The organism is Streptomyces spinoverrucosus (assembly GCF_006539505.1).
Taxonomy (GTDB): Bacteria; Actinomycetota; Actinomycetes; order Streptomycetales; family Streptomycetaceae; genus Streptomyces; species Streptomyces spinoverrucosus.
In genome coordinates this window covers 1-5,669 of the sequence record NZ_BJND01000137.1, presented here as the reverse complement: position 1 = coordinate 5,669, position 5,669 = coordinate 1, and the positions used below count along the sequence as shown (strand labels likewise).

Below are 5,669 nucleotides of genomic sequence, written 5' to 3'. Positions count from 1 at the left end.
AAAGCGAGTTTGAGCGAGGCCCGCGCCAAGGTCGAACGACTACTGAGGCGCGCGGACGAACTCACGGCGCTGGTGGAGTCTCGTTACCCACAAGCCGCTCAAGGCGATCCAGCCGCTCGCCAAGTAGGCGCAGGGCGTCATGAATCGTGCTGAGTTCCGCGGCCAGTGCGGTGAACGCAGGGCTACTGCCCGGCTCGCTTCCGAGGGGCACAGAAGGATCGCGGACGAACGTCCCGCGGCCCTGCTGGGTGAGAACCAATCCCTCGTCACGGAGCTGACCGAACGCGCTCTGAACAGTCATAAGCTGCACGCCAAGTTCCTTGGCGAGCTTGCGAGCGGCTGGGAGCTGATCGCCCGGCTCGTACTCGCGGTCGGGGCCCGTGATCTTCTCGCGGAACTGCGCCGCGATCTCCTTGGCCGTGGGCGTCTGCTTGGGCGCTTCGGGGCTCTGGTCCATGGCATCGAGAGTAGCCGGACCTAGGTCAATCTCTGATCCTTCGGCGGACTCCCTTGACAGGCAGATTGACCTAGGTCAATCTGGACTCACGCCGGAACGGTAGGCCCGGAAGGGCTTCATCGGCTGGCTTCGCAAGTGCTTGACCTGCAAGAACGCGCCCGACGGGTCCCGTCCCGCAGGGCGGGAGCCCCTCTGACCAGGGGTTACCGCGCTCGCCGGAAGCGACTGTGCCTTGAGAACTCAACAGCGTGCCGAGGGAAGCCCGTCCCCCCTTTGCGAGCAAGAGGGCGGGCGCGCACGGGTTCTGTCCCCGTGCGCGGTACAGCGCGACCTCAACCCTTCCGCCGCCTTCTGCGGCGGCCGGTTGCCTCCCCCGCCCGTCCGGCCCTCGTAGCCGTACGGGCGAGGCGTGGGGAGCCGGATGTTCCGACTTCAACGGCGCGCGGCTCCCGGGTGCCTCCCGGGAGCCGCTGTTCGGGCCGTTGCCACCTGTGAGGGAGAACACGACCCATGGACCACATCGTGACTGTTCAGGAGGCTGTTACCGCGTTCGAGCCGTGGATGGAGCCCACGGACGCGGAGCTGGACGCCATCGACGCGGAGATGCCCGTCATCCGTGCGGAGATGGAGTTGCTGGACGCGCAGATCGTCGTCATCGACCGCACGCCGTGCGAGCTGGACGAGCGGCGTATCCGCCGGGCCCGTCGGCGCGTGCTCGCCGCGCACCGCGACCACGTCAACGGCCTGTCCGGTCAGACGGGCGGTGCCGCATGAACCTGCACCGCAAGGGCCGCGCGGCTCTCGTGCTCGCGCTGGTCGTCGTGGTCGCGATGGCCTTTAGGGTGTCCTGGAACGCCCTGCGGGACATCGCGGGCGCCATCGGCGCGGACGACACGGCCGCGATGCTGTACCCGTTCGTCGTCGACGGCCTGATGGCCTTGGCGCTGATTGCGACGCTCGTGCTCGCCGGGCGGGACCGGACGTTCGCGCTGCGGGTGCTGGCCGCCTACACGATCGCCTCGCTCGTGCTGAACTACGTGCACGGCCTGGTCCCGGAGCTTCACGGCCGGTCGGTCGACTGGGGTCGACTGGCCGACTGGGACCCGGCGAACTGGGTGCTGGTGCTGCTGGCCACGTCGCTTCCGGTCGGGTCGATCTACTTCGGCTCGGACCTGGTGGCGAAGGTGCTGCACCACCGCCCCACTCCGAACGCAGCCCCGACCGCGAATGCGGAGGAATCGACCGAGACCATGAGGAATCGGTCTAGTTCTGACCTCGCGGTATCGACCCCGGCGCCGATCACGCCGAACATGACCGTGCTGCCCCGACCGGTGGCTGTCGGCTTCCTGAAGTCGACCGTCCCGGCCAAGCCTGTCCACAGCATCGAGCAGCCGACCACGGCGCCGATCGAGCCGCGTGCGGTGGCGGCCGAGTCGACCCGGCCGCGCCGGGCCACGGGCCGCGTGCCCGACGTCGCCCGCAGCCCGCGCCCGAAGCGCACGGCGGATGAGCTGCTGGCCGAGGCGCGCAAGGCCACGGCCGATTGGCCGGACGCGAGGCTGACCGCCGAGGGCATCCGCCGTGAGGTCCGCACCTCGCCGGCGAACGCCCGGACCCTGCGCGACACCCTGCGCGCCGAGCGCGGCCTTCAGGTCGTGTGATGGCGGCGCTGCCCGTCTACCGGTGGCGGCTCGCCCCGGACGGCTACGCCACCCGCCGCCAACTCCGCGCCCGCGGCCTGCGACCCGGCGGTCAGGACGTGGCCGCGCAGCTCGAACGGCCCCGCCGGCGCCGGGGCCCGCTGGTCGCCTACCTCTACCGCATCGACCGAGCGAAGCCGGTGCGTCCGATGACCCCGGCCCGGTGGGCGGCTCTGGCCAAGGCCAACGCCGCCCGCCGCACCTGCCCCGAGTGCCGCCGCGATGCGGGATACGTCATCCCGCCCTCGCTCGGCATGTGCACGCCCTGCGCTTTCCCCGACAACACCCCGGAGGGCTCGTGATGGAACAGCTCCCTGACAAGCGGCCGCTGACGGTCGTGCAACTCCCGGACGGCAGCCACGTCTACGCCGACCCTGCCTCCCTGCCCGCTCACCAGGCCACCGGGCCGCAGGTGGTGCACATCCACCAGGCGCCGCCGGACCGCACGGTGCAGCGCATCGCGCTCGGCTCCGGTGTCGGGGCCGGGGCGGTCGCGGCCGGTGTCTACTTCGGCCCGCTGCTGGTCGGTGTCCTGACCGCCATCGCCGCGAACCTCGCGATGCTCGCCTTCCTGGCCGCGGTCATGGCCTGGGGCGTGGTCACCGTCGTCCGCTCGATCGGCGGCAACGACGGCAAGGCCGCCGCCAAGCGTCTGCGCCGCGGACGCTGACGACCCGCCCGACTGACCGCCCATCGTCCAGGAGGACGTCATGCGTACCGAGCCCGACCGCCTGACGCAGACAGCCGGACACGCCGTGGCCGCTGCCATCAGGTCCATCAACACCAACGGCCTGTCCGACCCGGCCATCACCCCCGCCCTGGAGGCCGCGCTCACCCTGTCCGAGCTGGCCATGCGATGCGGCGCCACCGCGGACGACATCCGTCGCGCGGGCGGACTCCCCGCGTCGGCGCCCGACCGCACCCAAGCCGAACCCACGCCCGGCACCGCCCACCGCTGCCCGGCCGCCCACCCGGACGACCCGAGCCCGTGCGACGGCCCGCCCGTCGTGACGGTGCTCGACCGGAACAACGCCGGCGCGGACGGCTGCGAGCACCACGCCGCCCGGCTCCTGGCCTCCCTGGAAGGCGGCCGGGTCTACGGCCTGCCGCACGCCACGGACGGAGCCGCCATCCGCGTCTTCAAGGCCGCAGACGGCATCCGCCCGTTCTGCTGGCTGACCGGTGCCCCGCGTACCGAGCCGTCCCAGCTCAGCCACCGCGAGAACCGCGTGGCCTGACGCACCGTCCGGGCCAACCGCCGTCTACCGTCGCGCTGTTCACTAGCCCCGAAGTAGGCCGAAGCCGTAGGCGGCCCGCAGGGCGCCTGGACCCCCTCCCGCGGGGTGGAAGACCCCCGGGGCCGCATACGGCCGCCCACGGCCCCACAGAGACGCTGCGTGACCGCGTTTTTGGCCCCTCTACGCGCGCGTGCGCGTAGGGCCCCTTTCCCAGGAACGGCGCAACTCTGCAACTTCGCAGGTCAGACGCGGGTTGCGGGGCTCAACCGGTGCTGTCGACGCAACCGGCAGCACCAACCATCGCAATTCGGGCGGGCCGGTGACGCCACGCAACGACGCACCGGCCCTCATCCACGGTCTTGGAGGACTCTTTCGTGGACTGGAAGCAAGCATGGTCGACCACGACCAACACCACCAACGCGGCGCTGGACGCACTCGCGCCGATGTGCGCGCCGTTCGCCGCGTGGTGGGACAGGGAGGCCGAACGCCGGGCGCAGATGCGGACCCCGGAGAACCTGAAGGCGCTCATGGCGGCGCAGCGGGAGCACAACTCCGCCCGCTCCACCGCTGCGATGGCCCGCAGTCAGCGCAGTGCGGCCCGCAAGGCGTCCAACAACCCGCTGTCCGCGGACCGTCGGGCCGCGCGCACCGCGCACAAGGCCGCGCGGCAGCACCACAGCCAGGCACGGACCGTGCTGAAGGCAGCGCGGAAGAACTACCCCGCCACCCTCGCGGCCCGCGCCGTGCAGGCGCACGCCGCGCACACCGTGCCGAGCGGACTGGCCACGTGGCTGATGTCGGACGCCGCGCACTCGCTCACGCTGTGGCCGGTGTCCGTGTCCGCCGGGCTGATCGGCCTGAACGCCGCAGGATTGTGGCTGGGGCGGCGTCAGCCGTCGGTGCGGCTCGATGACGGGATGACCGCAGAAGAGCGGCGCCTGGCCTCGCGGCTGGACCCGTCGTTCTGGGTGCAGAACGCCGACGCACGCGGCCTGTCGGGCACCGTGCCCACCCCAGCCAAGCTCACCCCGGCCGGACTGGTCTCGCACGTGCGTCTCGACGGCCGGTGGACGCCGAAAACCTTCCGTGCCAAGTCGGACGAGATCCGGGCCCTGCTCGGGGCGCGGACCGACCTGCGCATGGAGATCACGTCGGGCAGCCACGGCGACCGCGCCACGATCACGCTGCGCACCCGCAGCGCGGCCGACGGCATCGACCTGTCCGGTTGGGAGCCCGGGGCGCCGTGGGGAGTCGACACGGTCACGGGTGAGCCGGTGATGGTTCCGCTGGGCCGCCGGATGCTGATTGCGGGCACGTCCGGCTCGGGCAAGTCCTGGTCGACGCGGGCTCTGCTCGCGGAGGGCTCGGAGGCCGAGGATCACCGCCTGGTCGTCATCGACCCCAAGCGGGTGGAGGCCCTGAACTGGGAGCACCGTTCCCGCACGGCGATCACCCCTGACGAGGTGCTCGACGTCTCGGATGAGCTGGTCGCGGAGATGCACGAGCGGCTGCAGCTGGTCCCGCGCGGTCAGGACGTCATCCAGATCAGCCCGGAGCGGCCCCGGATCACGGTGTTCGTGGACGAGGGCGCCGAGATGATCGCCATGAGCAAGGTCAAGGGCTACGGCCGGATCATCGAGAACCTGCGGACCATCGCCCGTATGGCGCGCGCCGCAGAGATCATCCTGATCTGGGCCACGCAGAAGCCCACGATGTCCGGCGATTCTCCGGGCATTGACCCGCAGATCGCGGCGCAGATCACCTACCGCGCGGCGTTGGCGGTGTCTACCTCGGGTGAGTCCCGTGTGGTGTTCGGTGACGACGCAGCCGAAAAGGGCTGGGCGGCGCAGGACCTGCCGATGCCGGGCGTCGCCCTGCTCCGGTCCGGGCCGAAGGCCAAGCCCCACCCGATCAACACCCGGGCGTTCTCCCCGGCCGATGTGATCGCCCTGCCCGACCGGCCCATCTGGCACCGCGCATCCTCCCGGCCGACCGGGAGCACGCTCCACCTGGTCAAGGAGCCCACCACCCCGACGGACGGCACGGCGTCCGCGCCGGCGACGAACCGTGACCGGGTGCTGCAGGCGGTTCAGGACGGTGCCCGCACTCTGCGGGACATCACCGACCGCACCGGGATCAACAAGGGCACCGTCTCCCGTGAGATCAAGGCACTCACGGCCGCGGGAGCCCTCCGCAAGAGCGACGACGGCATGCTCCTGCCCGGCCGCGAGGTCGCGTGAGCAGCGCCGCCTGAACAGTCCGACCAACGGCAAC

The 5,669-nt window shown here is 71.5% G+C and carries 7 protein-coding genes; 6 read left to right on the top strand and 1 reads right to left on the bottom strand.

Going from position 1 to position 5,669, the window contains the following annotated elements:
- Positions 1-61 precede the first annotated feature (61 nt).
- Positions 62-457: a GntR family transcriptional regulator gene (locus SSP24_RS41875; protein WP_141316399.1), complete on the bottom strand. Its 396-nt coding sequence runs from the start codon at positions 455-457 to the stop codon at positions 62-64.
- Between the two features lie 510 nt (positions 458-967).
- Here SSP24_RS41875 and SSP24_RS41870 point away from each other — a divergent pair.
- The 6 genes from SSP24_RS41870 to SSP24_RS41845 all read left to right on the top strand — a co-directional run bounded on the left by SSP24_RS41870 (position 968) and on the right by SSP24_RS41845 (position 5,635).
- Positions 968-1,231, top strand: a complete 264-nt coding sequence (locus SSP24_RS41870; RefSeq protein WP_141316397.1) for a DUF6284 family protein — start codon at positions 968-970, stop codon at positions 1,229-1,231.
- Complete coding sequence (locus SSP24_RS41865; protein ID WP_141316395.1) at positions 1,228-2,118, top strand: DUF2637 domain-containing protein; 891 nt, start codon at positions 1,228-1,230, stop codon at positions 2,116-2,118. The genes SSP24_RS41870 and SSP24_RS41865 overlap by 4 nt, the downstream gene beginning before the upstream one ends.
- Entirely contained in the window at positions 2,118-2,459 is a 342-nt protein-coding gene (locus tag SSP24_RS41860; RefSeq protein ID WP_141316393.1) for an RRQRL motif-containing zinc-binding protein, read from the top strand. The genes SSP24_RS41865 and SSP24_RS41860 overlap by 1 nt, the downstream gene beginning before the upstream one ends.
- Positions 2,459-2,827 carry a DUF6251 family protein gene (locus SSP24_RS41855; protein ID WP_141316391.1) on the top strand — a complete coding sequence of 123 codons (369 nt, stop codon included), beginning with the start codon at positions 2,459-2,461 and terminating at the stop codon, positions 2,825-2,827. The genes SSP24_RS41860 and SSP24_RS41855 overlap by 1 nt, the downstream gene beginning before the upstream one ends.
- A 40-nt stretch (positions 2,828-2,867) precedes the next feature.
- Positions 2,868-3,395, top strand: coding sequence for a hypothetical protein (locus SSP24_RS44800; RefSeq protein ID WP_229866376.1), 528 nt, complete (start codon positions 2,868-2,870; stop codon positions 3,393-3,395).
- Between the two features lie 374 nt (positions 3,396-3,769).
- Complete coding sequence (locus SSP24_RS41845; protein ID WP_229866375.1) at positions 3,770-5,635, top strand: FtsK/SpoIIIE domain-containing protein; 1,866 nt, start codon at positions 3,770-3,772, stop codon at positions 5,633-5,635.
- Positions 5,636-5,669 lie beyond the last annotated feature (34 nt).